The organism is Streptomyces sp. NBC_00210, from assembly GCF_045160975.1.
Classification (GTDB): Bacteria; Actinomycetota; Actinomycetes; order Streptomycetales; family Streptomycetaceae; genus Streptomyces.
In genome coordinates this window covers 7,753,105-7,776,688 of record NZ_CP108120.1, presented here as the reverse complement: position 1 = coordinate 7,776,688, position 23,584 = coordinate 7,753,105, and the positions used below count along the sequence as shown (strand labels likewise).

18 protein-coding genes and 1 pseudogene are annotated in these 23,584 nt (G+C 68.5%); 5 read left to right on the top strand and 14 right to left on the bottom strand.

Features of this window, described 5'->3' with window-relative positions; all coding sequences use genetic code 11:
- Positions 1-138: 138 nt before the first annotated feature.
- On the bottom strand, positions 139-1,617 hold the full coding sequence (locus tag OG729_RS35205; protein ID WP_405810002.1) for a glutamate--cysteine ligase: 1,479 nt from the start codon (positions 1,615-1,617) through the stop codon (positions 139-141).
- A gap of 321 nt (positions 1,618-1,938) precedes the next feature.
- Between OG729_RS35205 and OG729_RS35200 the strand changes: the two genes are divergently transcribed.
- Positions 1,939-2,391, top strand: coding sequence for a YbhB/YbcL family Raf kinase inhibitor-like protein (locus OG729_RS35200; protein ID WP_405810000.1), 453 nt, complete (start codon positions 1,939-1,941; stop codon positions 2,389-2,391).
- A 202-nt stretch (positions 2,392-2,593) separates the two neighbouring features.
- Here the strand turns inward: OG729_RS35200 and OG729_RS35195 are convergent, their stop codons facing one another.
- The 9 genes from OG729_RS35195 to OG729_RS35155 all read right to left on the bottom strand — a co-directional run bounded on the left by OG729_RS35195 (position 2,594) and on the right by OG729_RS35155 (position 14,829).
- Positions 2,594-3,718, bottom strand: coding sequence for an ABC transporter ATP-binding protein (locus OG729_RS35195; protein ID WP_360875485.1), 1,125 nt, complete (start codon positions 3,716-3,718; stop codon positions 2,594-2,596).
- Positions 3,719-3,723: 5 nt separating this feature from the next.
- Positions 3,724-4,560 (bottom strand): ABC transporter permease, encoded by an 837-nt coding sequence (locus tag OG729_RS35190; protein WP_360875487.1) that lies wholly within the window; start codon positions 4,558-4,560, stop codon positions 3,724-3,726.
- Entirely contained in the window at positions 4,547-5,419 is an 873-nt protein-coding gene (locus OG729_RS35185; protein ID WP_360875489.1) for an ABC transporter permease, read from the bottom strand. Before OG729_RS35185 ends, OG729_RS35190 begins: the two co-directional genes overlap by 14 nt.
- Before the next feature lie 2 nt (positions 5,420-5,421).
- Positions 5,422-6,528: an extracellular solute-binding protein gene (locus OG729_RS35180; protein ID WP_360875492.1), complete on the bottom strand. Its 1,107-nt coding sequence runs from the start codon at positions 6,526-6,528 to the stop codon at positions 5,422-5,424.
- 898 nt (positions 6,529-7,426) lie between these two features.
- Positions 7,427-9,184, bottom strand: a complete 1,758-nt coding sequence (paaN, locus tag OG729_RS35175) for a phenylacetic acid degradation protein PaaN (protein WP_405809998.1) — start codon at positions 9,182-9,184, stop codon at positions 7,427-7,429.
- A gap of 6 nt (positions 9,185-9,190) precedes the next feature.
- On the bottom strand, positions 9,191-10,165 hold the full coding sequence (locus OG729_RS35170) for a hypothetical protein (RefSeq protein WP_405809996.1): 975 nt from the start codon (positions 10,163-10,165) through the stop codon (positions 9,191-9,193).
- Between the two features lie 36 nt (positions 10,166-10,201).
- On the bottom strand, positions 10,202-11,695 hold the full coding sequence (locus tag OG729_RS35165; RefSeq protein WP_405811389.1) for an APC family permease: 1,494 nt from the start codon (positions 11,693-11,695) through the stop codon (positions 10,202-10,204).
- 358 nt (positions 11,696-12,053) lie between these two features.
- Positions 12,054-12,314, bottom strand: coding sequence for a UBP-type zinc finger domain-containing protein (locus OG729_RS35160; RefSeq protein WP_360875500.1), 261 nt, complete (start codon positions 12,312-12,314; stop codon positions 12,054-12,056).
- 130 nt (positions 12,315-12,444) lie between these two features.
- Positions 12,445-14,829 (bottom strand): phosphoketolase, encoded by a 2,385-nt coding sequence (locus OG729_RS35155; protein ID WP_405809994.1) that lies wholly within the window; start codon positions 14,827-14,829, stop codon positions 12,445-12,447.
- Positions 14,830-14,852: 23 nt separating this feature from the next.
- On the opposite strand from OG729_RS35155, the gene ppk2 reads away from it, so the two are divergent.
- From ppk2 to OG729_RS35140, 3 genes and pseudogenes are all read left to right on the top strand, one after another.
- Entirely contained in the window at positions 14,853-15,674 is an 822-nt protein-coding gene (gene ppk2, locus OG729_RS35150; RefSeq protein WP_405809993.1) for a polyphosphate kinase 2, read from the top strand.
- A 252-nt stretch (positions 15,675-15,926) separates the two neighbouring features.
- Positions 15,927-16,439 carry a flavodoxin domain-containing protein gene (locus OG729_RS35145; RefSeq protein ID WP_405809992.1) on the top strand — a complete coding sequence of 171 codons (513 nt, stop codon included), beginning with the start codon at positions 15,927-15,929 and terminating at the stop codon, positions 16,437-16,439.
- A 5-nt stretch (positions 16,440-16,444) separates the two neighbouring features.
- Positions 16,445-17,036: pseudogene (locus OG729_RS35140) on the top strand (response regulator transcription factor).
- Positions 17,037-17,082: 46 nt separating this feature from the next.
- Here OG729_RS35140 and OG729_RS35135 read toward each other — a convergent pair.
- The 3 genes from OG729_RS35135 to OG729_RS35125 all read right to left on the bottom strand — a co-directional run bounded on the left by OG729_RS35135 (position 17,083) and on the right by OG729_RS35125 (position 20,220).
- Complete coding sequence (locus OG729_RS35135; RefSeq protein WP_405809990.1) at positions 17,083-18,813, bottom strand: GAF domain-containing protein; 1,731 nt, start codon at positions 18,811-18,813, stop codon at positions 17,083-17,085.
- A gap of 120 nt (positions 18,814-18,933) precedes the next feature.
- Positions 18,934-19,656 carry a response regulator gene (locus OG729_RS35130; protein ID WP_405809988.1) on the bottom strand — a complete coding sequence of 241 codons (723 nt, stop codon included), beginning with the start codon at positions 19,654-19,656 and terminating at the stop codon, positions 18,934-18,936.
- A gap of 96 nt (positions 19,657-19,752) precedes the next feature.
- Positions 19,753-20,220, bottom strand: coding sequence for a cyclic nucleotide-binding domain-containing protein (locus tag OG729_RS35125; protein ID WP_405809987.1), 468 nt, complete (start codon positions 20,218-20,220; stop codon positions 19,753-19,755).
- A 243-nt stretch (positions 20,221-20,463) separates the two neighbouring features.
- Between OG729_RS35125 and OG729_RS35120 the strand changes: the two genes are divergently transcribed.
- Entirely contained in the window at positions 20,464-21,129 is a 666-nt protein-coding gene (locus OG729_RS35120; protein WP_405809985.1) for a DUF4389 domain-containing protein, read from the top strand.
- 61 nt (positions 21,130-21,190) lie between these two features.
- Here OG729_RS35120 and OG729_RS35115 read toward each other — a convergent pair whose 3' ends face one another.
- Positions 21,191-23,584, bottom strand: coding sequence for a glycoside hydrolase family 65 protein (locus OG729_RS35115; protein ID WP_405809983.1), 2,394 nt, complete (start codon positions 23,582-23,584; stop codon positions 21,191-21,193).

The window sequence follows — 23,584 nt, the reverse complement described above, 5'->3', positions numbered from 1 at the left end:
CGGTGACGCTAGATCATGCCGGGTGCCGGGGCCCAGGGACACACTGCCGCCCTCCCGGCCCGGCCGCACGACAATGTGACCGGAGGCGCATCACAACGGGTTCGGCGCGAACACCCAGGCCTGGTACGGCGGGCGGGATCACTCGACGGGCCAGTTATGTACCGGCGCGTTGAGGTGCATGTAGTCGGTGTACTGCCGTGTCATCAGCCGCAGCGCTTCATGGTGCCCGACATGGGTGGTGTCGTAGATGCGGTGGAACATCTCCTTCTGCCACACCGCGCCGTTGCGACCGGTGACACACCGCTGTTCGATGATCCCCAGCAGCGGCTCCCGCCAGGCCGCGTCCATGCCCGAGAGCTCCAGCCCCTTGTGCGCCAGCGGCAACAGACGCCTCAGGACCAGTTCGGACGCCGGCACCTCGCCCATCCCGGGCCAGTACAGACGCGCGTCGATCCCGTATTGCGCCGCAGTGTGCAGGTTGTCCGCCGCGGCCGAGAACGACATCCGTGACCAGACCGGCCGTTCCTCGTCGACCAGCGCGCGGGTCAGTCCGTAGTAGAAGGCACCGTTGGCGAGGACATCGGCGACTGTGGGGCCGGCCGGGAGCACCCGGTTCTCGATCCGCAGATGAGGTTTGTCGTGGGCAACGGCGTAGATCGGGCGGTTCCAGCGGTAGATCGTGCCGTTGTGCAGCGTGAGCTCGGCCAGCTCAGGGGTGTCGCCGCCGTCCAGCGTCTGTTTCGGGTCCTGCTCGTCGCACAGGGGCAGCAGCGCGGGGAAGTAGCGCACATTCTCCTCGAAGAGATCGAAGACGCTGGTGATCCACCGCTCTCCGAACCACACCCGGGGTCGCACCCCCTGCACCTTGATCTCTTCCGAGCGGGTGTCGGTGGCCTGTTCGAAGAGCGGGATACGTGTCTCGTGCCAGAGCTCCTTGCCGAACAGGAACGGCGAGTTCGCCGCCAGGGCCACCTGGACCCCGGCGATCGCCTGCGCCGCGTTCCAGTAGGCCGCGAACTCGCCCGGCGAGACCTGCAGGTGAAACTGGGTACTGGTGCAGGCCGCCTCGGGGGTGATGGTGTCCGCGTACGTCCGCAGCCGGTCCTCTCCGTCCAGGGCGATCCGCAGATCCTCGCCCCGGGCCGCGAACACCTGCTCGTTCAGCAGCCGGTACCGCGGATTCTCGGACAGCGCCGCCTCTCCCACATCCTCCTGCCGCAGGGTCGGCAGGATTCCCACCATGATCAGATACGCGCCGACGGCCGCGGCCCGCTCCTCTGCGTGATTGAGCGCGTCCCGGATCTCCTTCTCCCACGCATCGGGACCGCCGGCCGTCAGGCGCCGCGGCGGAATGTTGATCTCCAGGTTGAACCGGCCCAGCTCACTCGACCAGGCGGGGTCCGCCATCGCCTCGAGCACCTCGGTGCTGCGCATCGTCGGCTCGCCGCGCTCGTCCACCAGATTCAGCTCGATCTCCAGCCCGACCTGGGGCCGCTCGAACTCGAACCGTGACTCACGCAGCATCTGCGCGAACGCATCGAGGCAGTCCTGCATCTTGATCCGGTACCGGCGGCGGTCGTCTCGTGTGAAAACCAGCGCCGGGACATCTCGGCCCATCGGCCCTCCCGAGTCCCCTCGGCAGACACCCTCTCCAAAGCGTCCCACTACCTGGCCGACCGGACCAGTGAAGGCGCCGCCGACGCCGCTCTCACCCGCCCGGCGACGTCCACCGCACGCACCGCCTTGATCACTAAGAGTGCCGCTCATCACCTGCGGCATCGGTGACAGTACGTAGCTCAGGAGGGGCAAGGCTCCTGGAAGGCCAGACCACTGCGCTCACCGCTTCCGAGCCGCCGGCTCGGGTCGGCACGGGCCGATCGAGTGTTTTGCCGACCGGACCGGTGCCCTTCCGTACCCTTTCCGGGTACAGCGCCGCACATGACCGGAATCGAGCTCACAAGCGCGGCGTTCAGCAACCACGAGGCGATCCCCCGCCGCCACAGCGGGGAAGGGGACGATGTCTCGCCTCCCTTGACCTGGTCCGGGGTGCCGGAGGGGACACAGGAGCTGGTTCTGCTCTGCGAGGACCCCGACGCCCCGAGTGGGACGTTCCTGCACTGGCTGGTCACCGGTATCGCCCCGGAAAGTTCCGGTGTGGAGGGGGGCGGGAGGCCTCCCGGCGGCCGCGAGTGGCCCAACGACTTCGGGCGGGTGGGCTGGGGCGGGCCGATGCCTCCACCGGGTCACGGGGCGCACCGCTACTTCTTCCGGCTGTTCGCCGTGTCCGAGCCGCTGCCCCTCCGTGGCCGCGTGTCGTCCGACTCGGTGCATCAGGCCCTGGAGGGGCGGACGTTGGCCGAGGGCGCACTGGTGGGCACGTATCAGCGCTGAGCCGTGCGCGCAGTCGGGCTCCGGGCAGTTGGTCGCCCGGTCCGGCAGTCACCGTATCCGCGCGTCTTTGCGCACCAAGCGTCCGGCGCCCGGCGTCCGGCGGGCCGGCGGGCCGGCGTCCGGCGTCCGGCGTCCGGACGGCGGTCGAAACGTGACGTTTCATACCGTGCGGACGCCGGGAGGACTTCCGGCGAAAGTGCCCTCAGGAATCGAGAACGAGCAGCTGGGCGTGGTCCTGGTCCCAGCCGATGCACACCTCCGCCTCGAGTTCGGCTGCGGTGCGCGAGCTCGGGGACATCTCCCGCAACAGCAGCTCCTGCTCCCCCACCCGCAGGCGGTGGCGGATGGTGGCGCCGAGGTTGGTGGAGGACACCACATTGCCCTTTGCGCTGTTCTCCGATCGTTCGGCGGGAATGAACGCCAGATGCTCCGGGCGGATGGACACCGCGTACCGGTCGCCCGTGGCCCCCCGGTCCCGTACTCGGCAGGTCCCGAGCCGGCCGAGGTCGACGACGGCCGTGTCGCCGGAGCGTTCCACGATGGTGCACGGCAGGAGATTGGTGTCGCCGAGGAAGTTGGCCACCCAGTCGGTCGCGGGATGGGCGTACACGTCCTCGGGAGCGCCCTGCTGCACGATCCTGCCGTCGCGCATCACGACGATTCTGTCCGACATGGACATGGCTTCGTCCTGGTCGTGGGTGACGAACAGGACGGAGATCCCGAGCGACCGCTGGATGGTCTTGATCTCCTCCTGCATCTGCTCGCGCAGCCGCTTGTCCAGCGCCGCCATCGGCTCGTCCAGGAGCAGTGCCGACGGATTGAAGACCAGGGCGCGGGCCAGCGCGACCCGCTGCTGCTGTCCCCCGGACAGCTGGCGCGGGCGGCGGTCGCCCAGCTTGGCCAGACCCACGCGTTCGAGGGCCTCCTCGGCCCGTCGGCGCCGCTCCGCCGGCCGGACCTTGCGCATGCGCAGGGCGAACTCGACGTTCTCCCGGGCGCTCATGTGCGGGAACAGGGCGTAACTCTGGAACACCACACCGAGGTTGCGGTCCTTCGGCGGCAGCTTGTCGACCGGTTCGCCGTTGATCAGCACCGTGCCGGAGGTGAGTTCCTCGAAGCCGGCGACCATCATCATGGTGGTGGTCTTGCCGGAACCGCTGGGGCCGAGCAGGGTGACGAACTCGCCGGGCTGCACGGTCAGATCGAGATCGTCGACCGCGGCGACGTCGCCGTAGGTCTTACGCACGCTGCGCAGTTCGATGGAACCCTGTTGCTGATTCCCCACCACCGGCGAGGCAGCGGTCGGGAGCGTGGCGGATGTTGTCATGGAGCTCACCCTGTCTGGTCGGCGGCCACCGTCGTCAACGGCAGCATCCGGGCGATGGAACGGCGGCGGATCATGAAGAGGACCTGCACAAGCAGTCCGAGCGTGGCGACGGTGACCAACATGGCCGAGGAGACAGCGATCTTCGGCGTCAGGTTGTACTGGATGTCGGTGAACATCTTCACCGGCAGCGTCGTCGCGCTCGGCGACTGCAGGAACAGGGCGATCACCGTCTCGTCGATGGAGACGGAGAAGGCGAAAAGCGCGCCTGCGATGAGACCGGGCCGGATGACCGGGAGGTACACGAACCGTGCAACGGACGGTGTGCCGGCTCCCAGACTCTGCGCGGAGCGCACCAGGGCCGGATTCAGTCCGGAGAGGCTGGCGCGGACCGTGAGGAACGCGTACGGGGTGGCGATCACGGCGTGGGCGAGGCCGATCGGAACAATCGTGCCGACCAGTCCTACGGAGTTGAAGAACTGGTAGAACGCCAGCGCCAGCACCACGGCGGGCACGATCATCGGGGCGAGGATCACCCCGGTCACCGCTGACTGGCCGCGGAACGAGCGTCCGTGCAGCGCCACTGCCGCGCTGCCGCCCAGCAGCACCGCGAGCACCACGGCGATGGCCGAGGCCTGCAGACTCGCCGCGACCGCCGACATCCAGGCCGTGTCGCCGAAGAACCCGGTGACCGCGTCGGTGGAGAACCGATCCGGCGGGAAGGTGATGTACCGGCTGTGGTTGAACGCCATCGGCACCACGATCGCGGTGGGTACGACGAGGAACACAAAGACCGGTACGGCGGCGAGCAGCGCCGGGGAGATCCGGGAACTAGCCGACTGCATGGGCACCTCCCGCGCGCAGGATCCGCTGGTAGACCGCGACGAGCACGCTCACGATGGCGGTCAGCACGAGCGCGAGCGCGGATGCGCCGGCGAAGTCCGTCAACTCCATCGCATAGAAGTCGATCTGATTGGCAATCATCTGGTCTCCCGGTCCACCGAGCACGACCGGTGTGATGAAGAAGCCGGTGCTGATGATGAACACCAGCAGCCCCGCGGCCGAAACGCCCGGCACGGTGAGCGGCAGGATGACCCGGCGGAAGACCGACAGCTCGCCCGCGCCCAGCGAACGCGCGGCCAGCTCCAGCCGGTTGTCGATCGCGGCCAGTGCGGCGAAGATCGGGAACACGGCATAGGGCAGGAGGTAGTGCACCATCCCCACCACGACCGCGAACCGGTTGTGCAGCAGCGTCAGCGGATGGTCGGTGAGCCCGAGCCCCTGCAGGGCGCCGTTCACCAGACCGTTGTCCTGCAGGAGGACCGCCCAGGCGAAGTTCTTCACCAGGACTCCGGTCCAGAAGGGCAGCAGCACCAGGGCGAACAGGACGACCCGGGTGAGCGCGCCGCTGCGCCAGATCGCCCAGGCCAGCAGATAGCCGATCACGACGGTCGCGAGCGTGGAGACGGCGCTGATCTCAAATGTGTTGATCAACGACCTGATGACCAGCGGGTCTTCGAGCACCCGCTGGTAGGCATTGTTCTGCAGGCTGGAGGACACGAGCGTCCCCAGCGGGGTCAGAAACAGGACGGCGTCGAAAGCGGCGATCGGCGCGAGGAGCAGCAACCACGTCCCGCGGACGCGAAAGACGCGTCCGCGGGACGTGGCGCAGGCCTGCACAGGCGCTGCGGCAGCGAGAGGCATTGTCAGCTGCCCGCCTGCCACAGCTTGAACTTCTGCTCCGTCGCCTTGAGGTTCTCCGCCCACCACGCGTCGTCGCGCACCAGAAGGCTGTCCGCCAGCTTCGGGCTGGTGGGAAGAGTGTCGGCAACAGCTGCGGGCAGCTTCGCGAGAGCGGGGGTGTTGGCCAGCGTCAGATTCGTCGTCTGGTCGAAGTCCGCCCCGGCGTCCGCGTCATTGCTCATGAAGTTCATCAGCCGGAACGCAGCCTCCTTGTTCCTCGCACCCTTGGGAACGACGAAGTAGTCGCCCGCGAGGACAGCGTTGGAGGAGGAGAAGTTCAGCCGGGCTCCGTCCTTGCGGGCGGCGCTGATCCGGTTGTTGAAGCTGGTCGACAGCGTGACCTCGCCCGAGGTCAGCTGCTGGACCGGCTCCTGGTTGGCCGTGTGGTAGATCAGCTTGTCGCGTCCGGGGTGCTGCGCAAGGTAGCTGAGCGCCGCGTCCACATCCAGCGGATAGATCTTGTCGAACGGGACACCCGCGGCCAGCCGCGCCGCCTCCAGCACCGAGCTGTCCGAGAGCTGTCCGTACACCGAGCGCTTGGTGGGGTATCTGCCCTGGTCGAAGAACTGGGCCCAGTTCTTCGGTGCCTGTGCGTCGGGGATGTGCTTCTGGTCCCAGGCCATCACGAACAGGAAGCTCAGGTACTTGATGCCGTACTCCGCCTTCGCGTACGAAGGCAGCCCCTTGTCGCTGATGATGTCGTAGTCGAACTTCTCGAGCAGGCCTTCCTTGACGGCCTGGACGTACTCGGGAGCCGTCAGCTCCACCAGGTCCCACTGCACGTCGCCGGACTGCACCTGCGTCTTGAGCGCCGCCAGGCTGGTGTTGGCGAGCAGCGTCGAGCGGATGCCCGTCTTCTTCTCGAACGGCTTCAGGATGGTCTTCGTCAACTGGTCGTTGTAGGAGCCGCCGTACGAGGTGACCGTCACGGTCTTGTTCGGCGGCGCGGTGTTGGAGGACTTGGTGCTGCAGGAGGTGAGCAGGCTTCCCGCGAACGGGGCCGCCAGCGCAGCACCCGCTCCTGTCCTCAAAATCGACCGCCGGCTGATGGGTGTCCTTGGCTGCGTCATTTCGGCACGGCCTCTCTGGGAATTTCCACGCATGCGGAATACGCATGCGGAAGTCGGGCGTTGACAACTTCAGGCTGAGCAAAGGGGAGATCTACGCCGTCATTGGCGGAGTGGGGAGAGTGGCCGCACTGCTGGGGCCGTCGACGAATCGCCGAGGCTTTGCGGGTTCCGCTTGTGCCTTGGCGCGTCGCGAACCTTTGGATCTCGAACGATCCATGGTTCGTCGCGGTGGCTGCGTCACACCGCCGACCGCGTGCCGCAAACCATAGGGTTCGGCCCTCCGGCCGTCAACGATTGTTTTTCCGGCAATGCCTGCGCCAGTCGTCGGCCGCCCCCAGCAACCTGTCCCTGAGGCGGAGTTGGCCCTGCGGCCACCCGGCGCTAACCCTGATGGCGGCAACAAGCCATGCGCGGTGCCGAGCGACCGCGGACGGATCAGCGGGCCCGCCAGCGGACAGGGCGACCAGGGCGGAACAGGTGCCCTTTTCTAATAGTTCGCCCCGGTACTGGACCTTTTCAATATGTGCATGACATCCCTTGAGTGGCCGGCCAGTGGATGAAACGTACACTTCCAGCCCGCTGCTGCCCGGCCTAGGTTTCGTACCGCGAGACGGCAATCGACCGTTCGCGGCCCCGGGCGACCCCCGCACAGGCCGTACGGCACCGCCCCCGCACGCTCCCCCGCACCAAGCTGGGTTCCGACGTCACACGGACCCGGTTCCCCCTTATTGCGCACCCTGGAATCCGCTACGCGTTCGCCGCAATGTCGCGACGACGCCCCCAAATCAACCGACGGTGCCTGCAAAGGATTCGACGTGGCCGACCGCGCACCAAAGCGCTGCTTCCTTCATTCGCGTCAAGAAATTGCGTTAACCCTGACAACCCTGGAATCCGCGGGTCACTGCGCGACGGTCTCCTGACGCCTGCCGGCACCCTCGTATTCGGCGTCGGCGAGCGGCCGGGATTCTCGCCGTATTGCCGGGCGGCGAGACTGCACCACACGAAACCGGCCGGTGATGAAAGAGGGGTCGGCGAGGGCGCTGTGGGCGCCCGGGGAAACCTCCGTACCGCAGAAGTCGCCGTAGACCGCCGACTGGTCCATGAAGACGCTCGCGGCGAGGTTTTCCGACAGATGCACCCCGGCGTCCAGGGCCGCGATCTCGACGGCCCCCAGCACCAGCGGGTCCGTCGAATGGACCGTGGCGTACTGGCCGCCGTGTCTGCGCGCGGTGCGGCGGAAGATGTCCAGGCTGTGCGAGGTCGATTCGGTGGCGATCACGAAGGAGACAGGCCCGGCCCATTCGCGCGCGTACACCTGCTCGTCGTGTGACTCCAGTCGGACGATCAGCGGAGTGCGGATGTCCGCTGCCGGATGGTCGGGGTGTGCGACCGGCTCTGAGGCATGCACCACCATCCCGCATCCGGCCGCGTGCGCGAGCGAGGTGCGGATGCGGTCGCTGCCGATCGCGCCGAGAATCCCCGCCGCGCGTCGCGGTTCCGTAAGGAGCCGCTTCACGGCGCGGCTCAGGTCGACGCTGAACCGCCCTATGGACTTGTGGCCTTCGTCGGTGCGGATCCCGGCGGAAGGCACCAGGATGTTCTGCGGGGATGTGCAACTCTGGCCGCTGCACAGCGAAAGCGACAGCGCGAGCTCTCGCAGCATCCTGCGGTAGCCGTCGGTGGAGTCCACCAGCACCGTGCCGGCTCCTGTCGATGTGGCGAACACCGTGGCCTGACGGGCGTTGCGTCCCAGCCAGTCGCCGAAGCGGACCGAGCCGGTGAAGTCGATGACGCGGACCTCGGGGTCGGTCGCGAGCCGGGACGCCAGTTGCTCGCCGGGCTTCTCCGCGGCCAGCGTTACCACGTTGGGATCGTGCCCCGCCTTCTTCAGCACGTCCCGCGCGACTTGTACGGTCAGGGCGAGCGGCAGCACGGCGCGTGGATGGGGCTTGACGATCACCGGGTTCCCGGTCACCAGGCTTGCGAAGAGGCCCGGATAGCCGTTCCAGGTGGGGAAGTCCGGGCAGCCGATGAGCAGTGAGACCCCGCGCGGTACGACAGTGCAGGTGCCGTCCGTGGTCGGTGGGACGTCCATCTGCAGTGGGCCACCCCTCTCGGCGAGCCGTGCCCCGTACCCGGCGGCCGGGGTGCGCAGCGACGCTGCCAGCGCGTGGGCCACGGCCTCCAGCCCCCGGTCCTGCGCATGCGGACCGCCCGCCCGGTGAGCCGTGGCGTAGGCCTGCCCAGTGGTGTGGTGCAGCGCGTGCGCGATCTCATGGCTGCGGTCATGGAGCAGACAGAGCATTTCCACCGCGAGCTCCGCGCGTCGCCGCGGTCCCGCCGCACGCCAGCCCGCCATGGCCCGCACCGCCGCCCGCACCAACTCACCTGGTTCGGAACGGAGATAGCGCACGCCCAGGCCGATGCCGTACGGAGACGACTCGGTCCCCACCCGATCCCGGGCACCGGGCTGCCCCAGGCCGAAGTCCTGCCCGAGCATCGACCGGAATACCGCTCCCGCACTGTGCGCCGCGCCTCTGCGACGGTCGACAGCTCCGGCCGGCCCCTCAGTGAACGGCGTGAAACTCGCACCGCTCACCGCAGCCTGTACCGCCTGCTCCAGCAGGCTGCGTTCTTCGAAGGAGCCGGCACGCATCAGAGGTCAGCCTTTCCGGTGATCCGCATGCCCCGCCGCCGCGCGGGACGACCGCTCGCGCCAGCGCACGTACTCCTGTTCCGCGTCGCCCGTGTACGACCACGGGACCCGGGTGGCTCGCCCCTTGAGCAGGTCGAAGACCGTCGCCGCCTCGACGAGAAGTCCGGCCTGCGCGAGACCGTGGGCAAGGTGGTTCAGATCGGCGACGTCCTGCGCGGCCTCGCGGGGAGACCGGACCGCTATCCAGCGCTCCATGGTTTCCACGAGGTCCCAGCGCTCCCCGGCCCAGTAACCGACCATCGTGTGCGGCTGGGCCCGTTCCGTCTCGGTGCGATGACGGAACTCCTCCGCGCGAGCGACCTGCGGCATGACCAGCAACGGGGAGCCGGCCGGAGCGTAGACCGCGCAGTCACGGGCGAAGGCGTAGGCCTGGCCGTGCGAGCCGTGCCAGCGCGCCGACATGTAGCGCAGCGCCTGATGGTGCGCCTCACGGTGGTAGGGATCCCGGGCCAGGAGTTCCGGCCACCACCGGTTCATGGAGTGGGTCCCGCTCTCGTACAGCCGGCCCAGCGTGATCAGCGACACCCAGGGATGAGGGTCCTCGGGGAATGCCTCGGAGGCGTTCAGACAGGTGTGGGCCGTGCGGTCCAGACTTGCTGCACCCGGCATGGTTCCCGTACGGGCGGCTGCGAAGTGCCGCATCACCTCGGTGTCCGCGCGGAGCACGAGGGCGTCCGCGCTGCTCGGCTGGGCGGTCTGCCAGGCCTCCACGATCCGCTTGTCGGCGGCAGTGTGGGCAAGCAGCCGGATGCGGTGGCTGCGCCGGTCCCAGTCCTTGTGGGGGCCGGTGGCCAGCAGGTCGTGTGCGCCTTCCCAGCGGCCCATGACCATGTCCTCGCACGCATCGGACAACGCCTTGTCGCCGAAGGTCTGGTCGTAGAGAGGTGCCGCGGAGCGTCGTCGGGTCCAGGCCGGGGCCATGGCAGGCGTCCTTTGATCAGAAGGCGGAACTGGAAGTCAGAAGTCCGTGAGGAGTTCGTCGCGGCTCCTGGCGAGGTTGACGACGTGCGTCTCGTCCATGTCCGCGCCCCCGTAGGAGTCGTCCATGGCACGCGCCCGGTCGGCGTCGAGACGCCCGGGCTCGAAGTACGGCCGCTGGCGAAGCCACGCGGCGAGCATCGGCAGAAGTCCCAGGGCGAGCGTGCCGAACCCGATGGTCAGCGCCGCCGGGCTCAGGGCGGCTACGGACTCGATCATGATCCACAGCATGAACAGCGCGCCGACCAATGGCCAGAGGCCCATGAAGAGGAAGTTGGACACGGAGGTGCGCAGCAGTTTGCGGTGGACGACGACGGCGCCCAGCCCGGCGAGGCTGTAGTAGAAGGTGACCTGCAGGCCCACGCCGCTGACCGCGTCCGACAGCAGCGACTCACCGGGCTCCAGCCGAGCGGCCTCGACGATGGCGAGCGTGCCGGCGGCCACCGCGATGACGGCTGTGGCCACCCACGGCGTATGCCGCTTGGTGTGAATACGGCCGAAGACGGGGAGGAACGTCCGGTCCCGGCCCATGGCGAACAGGGTCCGGCTGGCCTGGATCAGGGCGGTCTCCAGCATGGCGACCGTGGACAGCAGCAGCGCGAGAACGAGCAGCGTGCCGCCCACACCCGGCCAGACCTGCTGGCCGAGCGCGATCAGAATGCCGTCCGGGGTGCTCGACACGGCGGCCGGCGTCATGAGGACATTGACCGCGACGGCGATCAGGGCGAACAGCAGGAACGCCAGCACCACACCGATGACTCCGCCGAAGCCCGAACCACGCGAGCCACGTCGGGTCTCCTCACCCAGATTGCTGGTCACGTCCCAGCCCCAGTACGCGAACGTGGCGATCAGCGCGCCCGTCACGAAGGCGTCCTGCCCCTCGAAATGGCTGAAGCCGAACCAGGACAGGGAGAACTCCGTTCCGCTCCCGTCGGACAGCAGCGCGGACACCGCGAAACCGATCAGCAGCACCAGCTGCACGGCCGTGATGACGGTCAGCGCGCGGGCACCGATGCGGGCTCCGTACCCCACCACCCCGGCCATCAGCAGGAACCAGCCCGAACCCACGACCGCGGCCAGGACCGGATCACCGACCAGGCTCGGCGCGACGAGTGACAACGTCGCATTGCCGGCGGGCACGGTGCTGGACGCCATGAAGACGGTGCAGGCGACCACCAGCGACCAGCCGCACAGGAACCCCAGGAAGGGGTGCAGCGATCGGGCCACCCAGCTGTACGCGGCTCCCGCGTTGGGGTCCACACGCCCGAGCTGGCGGTAGGCCAGGGCGATACCGATCACCGGTATCGCGCAGTAGAGCAGAGCGGCGGGGCTCGCCACACCCACGGCGGCGATCAGCGCGGGAATCGTTCCGGCGACCGTGTACGCCGGACCGCATCCCGCGACAGCCATGACCACCGTGTCGTACGTGCTGAGGGCATCCGCCCGCAGGCCTCCTCCGGTGCCGGATCTCATGCTCAACGGACGTGCCTTTCGGAGAGGAGGCGCAACGGCAGGGGCGTACCTCAGCCGGCTGTGTGACGAGGCGGAGTCCTGGGCCGTTCTCACGTGGGACAGCGGCCCGCCCGGGGGCTGACGAACGGCTCAGGGTGATGGGTTTTCAGCGATCCACGGGCGAGATGACAGCCAAATATGCGGCTGATCAGCGCGGACCCGACAGATCCTGCCGAAATGAATGTCGATTTGCAAGAGTTCGAGCAGAGGAATATCGACATTCATGCCGGACCGTCGGCCCGAGCCGAGGCGGACCACCTGAGCCGGGGCGAAGGCGTTTCGGGGGACGTCCCCAGCGGGTCGGCGCGGCCTGCGTTGATCAGACCATGGCCTCGTGGACAAAGCACCAGCGCCAGTCTTCGCCCGGCTCGAAGGACTGCACGATGGGGTGAGCTACGTCGCCTGCGTGCCGGCGGGCGTGCTTCATCGGCGAAGAGTCGCAGCAGCCCACGTGCCCACAGGTCAGGCACAGCCTGAGGTGCAGCCACGGAGAGCCGAGGCGCAGGCACTCCTCGCAGCCCTGGGGGGTTCTCGGCGTCACCGGGCGCACGAGCGAGAGATGCGGATCCGCCTGCGTCATGGCGGGCCTCCTTCCTCGGCCCGCTCCCAGACTACGACGCCGCACACCGGTCGGAGCCGGCCGAGACCCTCATGTCCGCGCGCTCCACCGGGGGGCGTGCGGAGCCGGGCGTGGGTCGGGCGCCGGGCGATCAGCCCGTCCAGGTCCAGTCGGCGACCTCCGGCAGATCGGTGCCGTGCTCCCGGATCCAGGCGTGGTGGCGGGTGCGCACGTCGGCCATTTCCTGTCGCAGCGCGGCAGCGCGCACCCCCAGGCCCGGGACGCGGTCGATGACGTCCATGACGAGTCGGTACCGGTCTAGATCGTTGCGTACGACCATGTCGAACGGCGTGGTGGTGGTGCCCATTTCCTTGTAGCCACGCACATGGAGGTGCGGGTGACCGGTCCGGCGGTAGGCCAGGCGGTGGATCAGCCAGGGGTAGCCGTGGTAGGCGAAGATCACCGGCTTGTCGGGGGTGAACAGCGCGTCGTACTCGAAGTCCGGCATGCCGTGCGGGTGTTCTTCCTGGGGCATGAGCCTGGCGATGTCGACGACATTGACGACCCGCACGGTCAGCTGCGGCAGATGAGTGCGCAGCAGGCCGGCCGCGGCCAGAATTTCCTGGGTGGGGACATCTCCCGCACAGGCCAGCACCACCTCGGGTTCCCGGCCGCCGTTCTCGGTGCCGGCCCATTCCCACACTCCCGCGCCGCGGGCGCAGTGGGTTCGGGCCTCCTCCAGGGTGAGCCAGTCGAAAGTGGGCTGCTTCCCGGCGACGATCACATTGACGTAGTCACGGCTGCGCAACGCGTGGTCCGCCACCGACAGCAGGGTGTTCGCGTCCGGCGGCAGATAGACCCGCACCACTTCGGGGCTCTTGTTCAGGACGTGGTCGACGAAGCCCGGGTCCTGATGCGAGAAGCCGTTGTGGTCCTGTCGCCACACGTGCGAGGTGAGCAGGTAGTTGAGGGAGGCCACGGGCGCACGCCAGGACAGGGACCGCGAGGTCTTGAGCCACTTGATGTGCTGGTTGACCATCGAGTCGACGATATGAACGAACGCCTCGTAGCAGGAGAACAGCCCGTGGCGGCCGGTCAGGAGATAGCCCTCGAGCCAGCCCTGGCACAGATGCTCCGAAAGGATCTCCATCACCCGGCCGTCGTGCTCGAGATGCTCGTCGGTGGCCAGGGTCTGCGCCTGCCACGCCTTGCCGGTGACGTCGAAGAGTGCCTGGAGCCGGTTGGAGGCGGTCTCGTCCGGGCCGACGACGCGGAAGTCCCTGCGCTCGGCGGAGTCCGCCATGAGCTGCGCGAGGAGACCGCCGAGGACACGGGTGGGCTCATGCAGGGTCGCCCCCGGCTTGTCGACGGGAACGGCGAAGTGTTCCAGCGGCGGCATGGGCAGGTCGCGGACGAGCAGCCCGCCGTTGGCGTGCGGCGTGGCGCCGAGCCGGCGCTCCCCCTCGGGAACGCAGGCCAGCACCTCGGGCCGGGGCCGGCCTGCTTCGTCGAAGAGCTCCTGGGGACGGTACGAGCGCAGCCACTCCTGCAGTTGGGCGAGGTGCGCGGGGTTCTCCCGGACTCCGGCGAGGGGGACCTGGTGGGCTCGCCACGTGCCTTCGACGGGGACGCCGTCGACCTCGGCGGGCCCGGTCCAGCCCTTCGGCGTACGCAGCACGATCATCGGCCAGCGTGGCCGGGCGGCACTGCCCTTGCTGCGGGCGTCGTACTGGATGTCCGCGACACGGTCCAGGGCCTCGTCCATCGCCGCCGCCATCGCCTTGTGCACCGCCTCCGGTTCGTCGCCGGTGACATGCAGCGGTTCATGGCCGTATCCGCGCAGCAGTTCGTCGAGTTCGGCCTCGGGCAGCCGGGCGAGGACCGTCGGGTTGGCGATCTTGTAGCCGTTGAGGTGCAGGATCGGCAGCACGGCGCCGTCGTGAACCGGGTCGAGGAACTTGTTGGAGTGCCAGGACGCGGCCAGCGGTCCGGTCTCGGCCTCGCCGTCACCGATCACGCAGGCCACGAGCAGCTCCGGGTTGTCGAGCGCGGCGCCGTAGGCGTGCGCGAGCGAGTAGCCGAGCTCACCGCCCTCGTGGATCGATCCAGGCGTCTCGGGTGCGACGTGGCTGGGCACTCCGCCGGGGAAGGAGAACTGCCTGAACAGTCGCTCCATGCCGGCCTCGTCCCGGCTCACGTTCGGGTACGTCTGCGAGTAGCTGCCCTCCAGCCAGGAGTTGGCGAGCACAGCGGGACCTCCGTGGCCCGGACCCCAGATGCACACGGCGGACAGGTCGCGGGCCTTGATGACCCGGTTGAGATGGGTGTGGACCAGGTTGAGACCGGGTGAGGTGCCCCAGTGACCGAGGAGCCGCGGCTTGATGTGCTCCGGCCGCAGCTCCTCCGTGAGCAGCGGATTGCCCATCAGATAGATCTGGCCGACCGCAAGATAGTTCGCGGCCCGCCAGTGCGCGTCGAGCGCCTTCAGTTCCTCGGCGCGCGGTGCGGTGCGGTGCTGACGCTTGACCTTGCGCATGATTTCCTCCATAACGTCGTTGCATGGCACTCAAGAAGGGGTCGAAGCAGCCCGCGAAGCTGCCGCGTGCGCTGTACGAGCGTGAGCTGCTCCGGCTGCAGACGGAGCTGGTGAAACTCCAGGAGTGGGTACGCGCCGAAGCCGCCCGGCTGGTCATCGTTTTCGAGGGGCGCGACGCGGCCGGCAAGGGCAGCACGATCAAGCGGGTCACGGAGCATCTCAATCCTCGCGTCGCCAGCATCGTCGCGCTCCCCAAGCCCACCGAACGCGAGCGCACCCAGTGGTACTTCCAGCGCTACACCGAACACCTTCCCGCCGCCGGGGAAATGGTCCTGTTCGACCGGAGCTGGTACAACCGGGCCGGCGTCGAGCACGTCATGGGGTTCTGCACCAAGGAAGAGCACCAGCGCTTCCTCCACCAGTGCCCCATCTTCGAGCGGATGCTGGTGGAGGACGGGATTCTGCTGCGCAAGTACTGGTTCTCGGTGAGTGACGCCGTGCAGGAGGAGCGGTTCAGGCGGCGGCTGGAAGATCCCACCCGGCGCTGGAAGCTCTCGCCGATGGACCTGGAGTCGATCACCCATTGGGAGGCGTACTCCCGGGCGAAGGACCAGATGTTCGTCCATACGGACATCACGGAGGCTCCCTGGAATGTCGTCGAGAGCGACGACAAGCGCCGGGCACGGCTCAACATGATCGCCCACCTGCTGTCGACCGTGCCGTACCGCGATGTGCCACCACCGCAGCTCGAGCTCCCGCCGCGGCCGGCCGCCACGGGCTATCAGCGGCCGCCGCGCGATCTGCAGTCCTACGTGCCCGACCATGCGGCGGGGCTCCTGGACTGACGTCGGCACGCGATCACGCCCGCTCAGGCACGGTCCACACCCACAACCAGGGGCATCATCGCCCCACCGCCTTTCGCCCGAATGCCCAGTGCCTTCCGTCTGCACCGTGGCACCGGGGGTGGAACCGGGGCGAGGGGCGGTTCGGCCCTTGTCGGGGACCTTTGGCCCCCTCTTCTGCCCGGGCAGCCCATGGGACGGCTCCGACGCGTGGCCGGAGTCTGGAGCTGAAGCAGTCCCGAGAGGAGAGTCGCCATGACCATGAACGTGCTCGTCGCCTACGCGACGAAGAACGGCTCCACCGCCTCAATCGCCCGGATGATCGCCGAGGCTCTCGACGAACAAGGTCTGCGCGCCGAGGCCCGGCCCGCTGCCGAGGTCGCCGATGCGGGAGCCTACGACGCCGTGATCCTCGGAAGCGCCCTGTACGCGAACCGCTGGCTGCGTGAAGCGCGGCAGTTCGCCCGACGCCACCAGAGCGAGCTCGACGCGCGCCCGGTCTGGCTGTTCAGCAGCGGTCCGCTGGATGCCTCTGCTCACGAACGTGACATCCCCCCGGTTCGGGGAGCCGTGCGGGCCGGGCATCGGCTCGACGCCCGGCAACACGTCACCTTCGGCGGTCGGCTCGAGGAAGGTGCGTCGGGCTGGATCGCGCGGATGCTGCTCAAGCAGGGCCGTGGCGGGGACTTCAGGGACGAGGGGCAGATCCGGTCCTGGGCCCTGGGCATCGCCGCGGAGCTGGCGACGGAGGGAGCGGTGGAGCGCTGAGCATCATGCCGTCCCGGTCGGTCGGTACGAGGACCTGCGTGCCGTCCGTCGGCATCGGGCCGATCGGACCCAACCACCATGCGGTCCTCGTCGACGATCACGAAGTCGTACGACGGGGACTGACCGACCTTCTCGACGCCGAGCAGGACATCACCGTGGTCGGCGACGCCGGGTCGGTCGACCAGGCTGTTCCCGGGCTCGGCGCTGCGCCCCGATGTCGCCGTTCTCGATGTACGGCTACCAGACGGCGACGGCATCACGGTCTGCCGCGAACTGCGTTCCGAGATACCTGAAACCGTGGCGTCGGGCCAGTCCATGCTGGATCCCGCGACCACCGCGCGGCTGATGAGCAGCCTGCGAGCCGAACCGGCCGAGGAGGCGGCCGAGCCTCCCGCGATCGCCGGCCTCAGGGAGCGGGAACGGGAGATCCTGACGCTGGTCGGTGAGGGATTGACCAACCGCCAGATCGGCAAGGAGCTCTACCTGTCGGAGAAGACGGTGAAGAACCACGTCTCCCGGCTGCTGGCCAAGTTCGGGGTCCATCGCCGGATCCAGGCAGCTGTCCTCGTCTCGCGGCCGGACCGGCCGTCAGGCTGAGGAACGAACGGGACCGACCGGTCCGGGGCCTTCCCGCCGACGTCGGTCAGGCGGTGGGCGCCACGCCAGGCAACGGGACACACCAGGTCAGCCGGGTGCCTCCGCCGGGAGGCACCTCCTGCGCGAAGGAACCGCCCAGGCCGGCGGCCCGTTCCTCGATGTTCTTCAGCCCGCTGCGAGCCACCCCGTCCGGAATGCCCACGCCGTCATCCGTCACGGTCAGAGTCAGTTCGCCGCCCGCCACGACGAGATGCAGGTCGACTGATCCCGCTTCCGCGTGCCTGGCCGCGTTGCTGAGCGCCTCGACAACGACAGCGATCAGGTGGTCGGCGATCCATTCGGGGACATCGGTGTCGACCAGCCCCTCCAGTCGCACCGAAGGTGTGAACCCGAGCGACAGGGCCGCTGCCGCCACTTCCGCGGCAAGACGCCGACGCACCCCTCGCCCCCCGGGGGGCGCGTCATGGGTCCTGAGCCCGAAGATCGTCGATCGGATGATCTTGATGGTGTCGTCCAGGTCCCCCACCGCACGCCCGAGGCGTTCGACGGCCTCTGGATGCTCTACGAACCTCTGGGCGCTCTGAAGTGTCATACCGGTTGCGAACAGCCGTTGAATGGCCAGGTCATGGAGGTCGCGTGCGATCCGGTCGCGGTCCTCCAGGAGGGCGATCTGCTCGGCGTCGCTGCGCCGTTCCGCAAGCTCCATCGCCAGCGCCGCCTGGCCGGCGAACCCGAGCAGGGGCGCCGACTCCTCCCGGCCGAACGCCGTACCGCCCGCGCTGCGGGCCAGCAGCAGCACTCCGCGCGCGCCTCCGCGGGTGCCCATCGGTACCGCCATGGCCGGACCGAGCCCCGCCCACCGACGGCCGTCGTCGCCGCTGCGCGGATCATGCTCGATGTTGCTGCTCAGGACTGGCTCGCCCCCACTGAACGCCGCTGCGACAAAGCCGCCTTCTGCGGGCAGGAGCGAGCCCTTGTGGTCCTGTGCGTTGTTGCCCGCGACCCAGGCCGTACGGAGTCCGTCCGCGCCGGCTGCCGGCACCGCCACCAGACCCAGGTCCGCGGACACGATCTGCCGTGCCCGCTCGACGATCAGCTCGAGTACCTCCGCTCTGGACGCCCCGGAAAGGAGGCGGCTCGTCACTTCCGCGCTCGCCGCCAGCCACTGCTCCCGGCGCCGCGCCTCCTCGTACAGCCGGGCATTCTCGATCGCGACTCCGGCAGCGACGGCCAGAGTGGAGAGCACCGCCTCGTCCTCGGCGTCGAACTCCTTCGCACTGCGCTTCTCGGTGAGATAAAGATTCCCGAAGACCTCGTCCCGCACCCTGATCGGCACCCCCAGGAACGAATGCATCGGCGGGTGATTCGCCGGGAAGCCGTACGAGGACGGATGCTCGGACAGCTCCGCCAGGCGCAAGGGCTCGGGGTGCCGGATCAACTCGCCGAGGATGCCATGGCCGCTCGGCAGATCACCGATCCGAGCCCTCAGCTCGTCGTCAATGCCCTCCGTCAGGAATTGCGACAGTTTCCGGTCGGGGCCGATCACCCCCAGCGCGCCGTACTCGGCGTCCACGAGGACCACTGCCGCTTCCACAATCCTCCGCAAAACTTGCGGAAGATCGAGTTCACGCCCGATCGAGAGCACGGCCTCCAGCAGGCCACGGACACGGTCCCGCGTGCCGCGTACCGCGTCGATGCGTACGTGCAGCTCTTCCAGCAGCTCGTCCAGCCGAAGCCGCGGCAGACTGTCGGTCCCCAGGTCGCGCTCTCGCTCCACAGAGCCTCCGCCGCACTCGAACCGACCTACGAGTCACACTCCGTCTCTCCCACGATAGGACCTGCCCCCGGTCGTGCCCATAGGCCCGGGATTGCGGCGGCGGGGAGCGAGGCAGGCGTCTCAAGGGTGTAGGTCCGGCCCTCGGCCGTGGTTTGTCTCCGGTTCCGGGGGCCCCTGCACCCGAGTGGCCATGACAGCCGCCTGAATCCGCCGCTCGACGCCGAGCTTGGACAGCAGCCGCGAGATGTGGTTCTTCACCGTCTTCTCGGAGAGGAAGAGTTGCGCGCCGATCTGGCGGTTGGTCATTCCTTCGCCGATGAGCTGCAGAATCTGGTGTTCGCGCGGGGAGAGCCCGGACAGCGCCGTATCTTCGGGCTCCTGAGCGGTCTCGTCGTGGCGCAGGGACTGCATCAGCCTCGTGGTGGTGGCCGGATCCAGCATGGACTGCCCGGATGCGACGGTGCGGACAGCCGCGACGAGGTCCGAGCCCTGGATCTGTTTCAGGACGTACCCGGCTGCGCCCGCCATGATCGCGTCCAGCAGTGCGTCGTCGTCGTCGAACGACGTCAGCATGAGACAGGCCAGCTCGGGCATGCGTGAGCGCAGTTCCCTGCACACCGTGATGCCGTCGCCGTCCGGCAGACGTACGTCGAGGATGGCCACATCGGGCCGCAGCGCCGGACCTCGGGCGAGCGCGTGGTCGACCGTGCCGGCTTCGCCGACCACGTTGATGTCGGGCTCGGTATCGAGGAGATCGTGCAGGCCACGCCGGACGACTTCATGGTCGTCCAGCAGGAACACTTTGATCGGCGTCTCGTTCGAGAACGTTCGTGACTCGGCCATTGTCTGAATCCTTGCCGCGTTGTCCCCCCATGATCCTGACTCACCACCGGCCACCCGCGCCAGAGCCGAACGGGTCGGCCGGGCTGCGTGAGGCCCTCAGTCGGCCAGGCGCAGGGTTTCGCTGCCGGAGGGTCCGTACAGGTCGAGCAGGCGGCCGCGCGCGGAGTGCAGTCTGTGGGCGATCACCTCGGCGATGCGGAGCGTGAGCGCCTTGCCGAGTTCCCGGTCCTCGTCGCACAGGGCACGCACCTTTACAGCGTCGAATTCCAGTGCTCGGACGGGGCCGGCCGCCTCGGCACCGAGATGCCAGCTGCGTGGGGGAAAGAGCCAGGACCAGCCCAGCAGATCTCCGGATCCCAGCCGCTCCACCACGGCGGCACGCCGACCCGGAACGTGCAGATCGAGTTCGACAGCTCCGTTGAGGATGATCCAGAAGCGGTCCGCGCGGGCGCCCTCCTCGAAGATGCGTGCGCCGGCCGGGAAGGCTGTCTCCTGGGCGAGCTCCATCAGCCTGTCGCGGGCTTCGGGCGGCAGGACGTTCAGCAGCGGGGGCGCCTTGGTCATTGCTGTCTCCGTCCCTCAAGGCCGTGTCCACGGCCCGGAGTGGTGACTTCCTTGTGCACAGCCTGGCGGGCCGCGGAAAGGAGAGGCAGGGGCCTGGCGGCCCTGCCGCTGGGCCGGACGGCCCCTGTGCGTCCGCTCTCCGGAAAGCACTGCGCCGTCGGGAAGTCGCGCCGAGGCCTGCTTGCCGCCAACCTGAAATCAGGCACCATCTGCGCGGCCCTGTGTACGAAGGAGCTGACAGTCATGACTACGACTCCTGCGACGTACGACCCGGTAAGAGTGGAAGCAGCGCTGGACTCACCGCTGTCGCGCTGGCTGTGGCTGGTCAAGTGGCTGCTCCTGATCCCCCACTACATTGTGCTGTTCTTCCTGTGGATCGCCTTCCTGCTGGTCAGCGTGGTCGCTTTCTTCGCCATTCTGATCACCGAGCGTTACCCTCGGCCGCTGTTCGATTTCAACGTCGGGGTGCTGCGCTGGACCTGGCGGGTCTCTTACTACGGGTACAGCGCACTCGCCACCGACCGCTACCCGCCGTTCAGTCTCGGGGCGGAGCCCGGCTATCCGGCACGGCTGGACATCGCCTACCCGGAGCGGCTGTCCCGTGGCCTTGTCCTGGTGAAGTGGTGGCTGCTCGCCATCCCGCACTACATCGTGATCGGCTTCTTCGTCGGCGGATACCGGGCCGGCTGGTGGGACGGTGGGCTGGTCACCCTGCTGGCCATCATCGCCGCCGTCATCCTCGCCTTCACAGAGAAGTATCCGAAGGACCTGTTCGACCTCGTCATCGGGCTCAACCGCTGGGTTCTGCGGGTTGCCGCCTACGCGAGCCTGATGACCGACGCCTATCCGCCCTTCCGGCTGGACATGGGCGGTTCCGAGCCGGCTGCCCGGCCAGGGCCGCAGTATTGACGCCGCGCCGTTCCAGGCGCGAGCAACAGCGCGGCATCCGGCATCCGGGCCGGCCAGTGGGTCAGCGATCGGGCAGTGTCAGCCGACAGGACTCGCCTGGTTCGACGGAGACCGCGCGGTCCGGGAGCTCGATGGCGATCGGCAACCGGCCGGACGCGGGCACACCGACTTCGAGCTCTCCGGGCCGCATGCGGAGCCGGATGCCCCAGTGGCCGCGATAGCGCAGGGCGAAGCCGTATTCGCCGAGTTCGGGCAGGGGTACGGGGTCCAGCCACAGCGCACCGGCCCGGGTCTCGAGACCGGTCAGTCCGCGTTGCACCAGATCGAGGGTGCCGCCCATCGCTCCCAGGTGAACACCTTCTCCCGTGGTCCCGCCCTGCAGGTCGGCGATGTCTCCTTCAAGGGCTTCCCGGCAGAACTTCCAGGCCTCGGCGCGCCGCACGCGTGCCAGCACCCAGCCGTGGACCAGTCCACTGAGCGTGGACCCGTGGCTGGTGCGCTGCAGGTAGTAGTCGACGGTGCGGCGCCAGATCTCCTCGTCCACATCGTGTCCGAGCCGACGGAACAGCTCATGGAGCTCGGTGGGTGAAAAGAGATAGCCCAGCATCAGCACGTCGGCCTGCTTCGACGCCTGATAGCGGTTGACCGTGTCGCCTTCCGCTTCCAGGATCCGGTCGAGTCGGCGGATATCGGAGTAGCGCGACCTGTAGGCATCCCAATCCAGCTCCTCGAGGTCGCCGTATCCGTCGAACTGGCTGATGACGCCGGCATGGAAGGGGACTCGCAACCTGCGTGAGACGTCCTCCCACTGAGCGAGTTCATCCGTGTCCAGCGCGGTGCGTTCGAAGAGCTCGTGCCGGCGCGGTTCCGGGAGCGCCTGAAGGACGTCGAGGGTGCGGGTGAGGACCCAGGCCGCGGTGACATTGGTGTACGCGTTGTCGTCGAGCCCCGGTTCCTCGGTGTCGGGATAGGAGTCGTGGTACTCGTCCGGGCCGACGACTCCGCGGATCCGGTAGCGGGCCAGATCTTCGTCGTAGACGGCGGACGATGCCCAGAACCGAGCGATCTGGAGCAGCATCTCCGCGCCTTTGGTGTGCAGGAACTCCGTGTCACCGCTGGCTTCGCAGTACTGCCACACGTTGTATGCGACGGCGGAGCCGACGTGGTGCTGGAGGCGGGAGTGGTCGGGCAGCCAGCGTCCGGACCGTGGATTGAGGTGCAGCTGCTGGGTTTCCTCCCGGCCGTCGCTGCCGCTCTGCCAGGGATAGAGCGCCCCGGTCCGCCCGATGTCACGGGCGGCGATACAGGCCTGTTCCAGCCGGCGGTGGCGATAGCGCAGAAGCGCTCGGGAGACCTCGGGAAAGTGAAGGTTGAGGTAGGGCAGGACGAACAGCTCGTCCCAAAAGATGTGCCCCCGGTAGGCCTCGCCGTGCAGCCCGCGGGCCGGGACGCCGACGTCAAGATCCGCGGTGTGCGGGGACAGGGTCTGCAGCACATGGAAGAGGTGGAGCCGCAGGATACGGCCGGCGTCTCCCGGTACGTCCAGTGCCGCTCGGCGCCACAGTTGTCGCCAGGCCGTGCGATGGGAGGACAGCAGCGCGTCGAAGCCGGGGGCGCGGCCCACCCTGTCGACCGCAGCACCCAGCGGGGCGCTGATCGCCGGGTCCCGGGAGGTGTGCAGGGCCACCGTCTTGTCGACGGTGGTGGTGCGGCCCGGCTCGAGAGGAAGGCGCAGAAGCTGCGCGGCCCGCAGCCGGCCGTGGCGGTCGGAGGTCTGGGTGAGGGGCCCTTGGACTGTGGTGCGGGCCGCCATGCCGATACGGATGTCCGAGGTGCTGGTGCGGCAGCACAGCCACACGGTGTCCGCGGCAGCGGTGCCGGTGTGGAAACGGGTCAGGTGGTCGCCGTTCAGCTGCCGATAGCGGTGCACCCCGGCGTTGGTCACCGCACCGTCGAGTGCGGCTTCGACCTCGATGTCGCCGGAGAAGTTCTCCGCGGTGAACTCGGTGCGCAGGGCCGCCAGATGAGGGTGTGCCATGTGTACGAGGCGCAGCTGCCGCACGAGCGTCCTGCGCCCCTCGGCGTCCTCGTACCGCACCGTCCGCTCCAGGGTGCCGGAGCGCAGGTCCAGGGAGAGGCGGTGGTCGAGGGGCGTCGCGGTGTCCGGGGTGAGCCACGGTTCGAGTTCGTCGCCCGTCCTTGGCCGGAAGCGCAGCGGCAGCCAGTTGGGCAGGTTGACCATGTCCTCGTTCTCGACCAGGCGCCCCGCCACTTCGGAGGTGAGGCGGTTGTAGCAGCCCGCCACGTAGGTGCCGGGGTAGTGCACCGAGTCCGCGGCGCACTCGGGTGCGGCCCCGCGGGTGGCGAAATAGCCGTTGCCGAGGGTGCACAAGGACTCCCTGAGCCGCTCGGCGTCGGGGTCGTAGCCCTCGTAGTCCCAGGTCCAGTCCGGCAT

What these genes read in the sequence shown, in the direction of transcription:
- OG729_RS35205 (WP_405810002.1), bottom strand. Translation starts at nt 1,617, where the DNA reads ATGGGCCGAGATGTCCCGGCGCTGGTTTTCACACGAGACGACCGCCGC.
- OG729_RS35200 (WP_405810000.1), top strand. Translation starts at nt 1,939, where the DNA reads ATGACCGGAATCGAGCTCACAAGCGCGGCGTTCAGCAACCACGAGGCG.
- OG729_RS35195 (WP_360875485.1), bottom strand. Translation starts at nt 3,718, where the DNA reads ATGACAACATCCGCCACGCTCCCGACCGCTGCCTCGCCGGTGGTGGGG.
- OG729_RS35190 (WP_360875487.1), bottom strand. Translation starts at nt 4,560, where the DNA reads ATGCAGTCGGCTAGTTCCCGGATCTCCCCGGCGCTGCTCGCCGCCGTA.
- OG729_RS35185 (WP_360875489.1), bottom strand. Translation starts at nt 5,419, where the DNA reads ATGCCTCTCGCTGCCGCAGCGCCTGTGCAGGCCTGCGCCACGTCCCGC.
- OG729_RS35180 (WP_360875492.1), bottom strand. Translation starts at nt 6,528, where the DNA reads ATGACGCAGCCAAGGACACCCATCAGCCGGCGGTCGATTTTGAGGACA.
- paaN (WP_405809998.1), bottom strand. Translation starts at nt 9,184, where the DNA reads ATGCGTGCCGGCTCCTTCGAAGAACGCAGCCTGCTGGAGCAGGCGGTA.
- OG729_RS35170 (WP_405809996.1), bottom strand. Translation starts at nt 10,165, where the DNA reads ATGGCCCCGGCCTGGACCCGACGACGCTCCGCGGCACCTCTCTACGAC.
- OG729_RS35165 (WP_405811389.1), bottom strand. Translation starts at nt 11,695, where the DNA reads ATGAGATCCGGCACCGGAGGAGGCCTGCGGGCGGATGCCCTCAGCACG.
- OG729_RS35160 (WP_360875500.1), bottom strand. Translation starts at nt 12,314, where the DNA reads ATGACGCAGGCGGATCCGCATCTCTCGCTCGTGCGCCCGGTGACGCCG.
- OG729_RS35155 (WP_405809994.1), bottom strand. Translation starts at nt 14,829, where the DNA reads ATGCGCAAGGTCAAGCGTCAGCACCGCACCGCACCGCGCGCCGAGGAA.
- ppk2 (WP_405809993.1), top strand. Translation starts at nt 14,853, where the DNA reads ATGGCACTCAAGAAGGGGTCGAAGCAGCCCGCGAAGCTGCCGCGTGCG.
- OG729_RS35145 (WP_405809992.1), top strand. Translation starts at nt 15,927, where the DNA reads ATGACCATGAACGTGCTCGTCGCCTACGCGACGAAGAACGGCTCCACC.
- OG729_RS35130 (WP_405809988.1), bottom strand. Translation starts at nt 19,656, where the DNA reads ATGGCCGAGTCACGAACGTTCTCGAACGAGACGCCGATCAAAGTGTTC.
- OG729_RS35125 (WP_405809987.1), bottom strand. Translation starts at nt 20,220, where the DNA reads ATGACCAAGGCGCCCCCGCTGCTGAACGTCCTGCCGCCCGAAGCCCGC.
- OG729_RS35120 (WP_405809985.1), top strand. Translation starts at nt 20,464, where the DNA reads ATGACTACGACTCCTGCGACGTACGACCCGGTAAGAGTGGAAGCAGCG.
- OG729_RS35115 (WP_405809983.1), bottom strand. Translation starts at nt 23,584, where the DNA reads ATGCCGGACTGGACCTGGGACTACGAGGGCTACGACCCCGACGCCGAG.